1 protein-coding gene is annotated in these 1,369 nt (G+C 70.4%); it reads right to left on the bottom strand.

Annotated features, from left to right (window positions below; genetic code table 11):
* Window positions 1-24 precede the first annotated feature (24 nt).
* The gene (locus ND747_RS16345; protein WP_374216245.1) at window positions 25-1,158 is read right to left on the bottom strand and encodes an ISAs1 family transposase; all 1,134 of its coding nucleotides are present in this window, start codon (window positions 1,156-1,158) and stop codon (window positions 25-27) included.
* Between the last annotated feature and the right edge of the window lie 211 nt (window positions 1,159-1,369).

The following is a 1,369-nucleotide window of genomic DNA, read 5'->3' as shown; positions in this document are numbered from 1 at the left end:
CCAGGGCCCCGGCATAGTTGTCGGTTAGCAAGCAAGGTTCATGATCGCCTCTAGTGGGCGTGTCGGGTGACGGGCGTGGTGGCGGATTCCCGCGGCGATGTTCGTGGTGCCGGTCAGGCGCAGGATCGTGATCGCGAGGTTGCGCAGGCTGGCCATGACCCGGGGCGCGTTGCCGGTCCGGACCTGGCTGAGGTCCTCACCGAAAGTGACGTCGCGGACCCAGTGCGGCCGGTTCTCGACATGCCAGTGCTCGCGGGCGAACGCGGCGAGCCAGGTCGGGTTGGCGTGATGGGTCGCCATGCTGGTGATCAGGTAGGCGGTCTCGGTCTCGGCGGGTCCGCCGGCCAGCGGTTGGCGTCGGCGGGTGATCCGCACCGCCTGGACGGCGTGCGGGAACAGTAACCCGGCGCGAACCTCGGTGGCCTTCACCGTGCGCCGCTCGCGGCGGCCGTGGCCACGCTCGACGGTGCGCGCGGCGGTCCTCACCTGCCCCCAGGGCAGGGCTGTGAGCTGGGCATACAACGTGGGCTGGTTCGCTTTGACCGTGAGGACGTAGTGCGCCCCGCGGCCGATCAGCCAGCGCGCGGTCTCGGTCTGGGTGTGCAACGCGTCCGCTGTGACGACCACGCCGGTCAGGTCGAGGCCTGCGAGCAGGACCGACAGCGCGGGGATCTCGTTCGATTTCGCGTCCACCGCGACCTGGCCGAGCACGGCACCGGTGTGATGGTCGAGGGCGGCGAGGAGATGACGACCCGGACTGTCGCCGGTGCGGGAGCCGCGCAGGGACTTACCGTCGACCGCGACCCGCCGCCGTGTTCCCGTGTCCGGGCTGGTCGCCGCGGCGGCCCATGCTCCCAGCGCCGTGTCCAGCGCGTCGGCGTCGAGAGCGGCGAACACCCGGCGGAACGTCGACTCGTCGGGCACCCGGACGACCCCGAGCAGGCCGGTGACCGTCTGACCGGCGTCGGTGGCCCACTCGCCGATCGCGGTGAACGACCGCGCCCCAGCGAGGACCGCGCAGGTCGCCAGGGTGAGCACCACGGCCAGGCTGTGCCGCCGACCTCGGGGCTTCCGAGGGTCCGGGATCTGGCCGAAGACCGCCAGTAGACCCGATACCGACGCCGGCCTGTGATGACCATCGGTGACAGCGGCGGCCAGCTGATCGAGAACAGGGGTGGGTGGTGATACTGGTACGGCGGGCACGGCACCTCGGGTCGATCATGATGGCGTAGGAACCTCCATGATCTTCAGGTGTCGTGCCCGCACCCATAAGACCCCCGGCCGCACACCCGCATCCCGCTACACGGCCCCACCAGAAACACCAGACCTGACCCACTACCTGCGCCTCAGCAAACTTGCCGGGACCCTG

Source organism: Frankia sp. R82 (genome assembly GCF_023716925.1).
Classification (GTDB): Bacteria; Actinomycetota; Actinomycetes; order Frankiales; family Frankiaceae; genus Frankia.
This window is presented reverse-complemented; position numbering and strand designations above follow the sequence as displayed.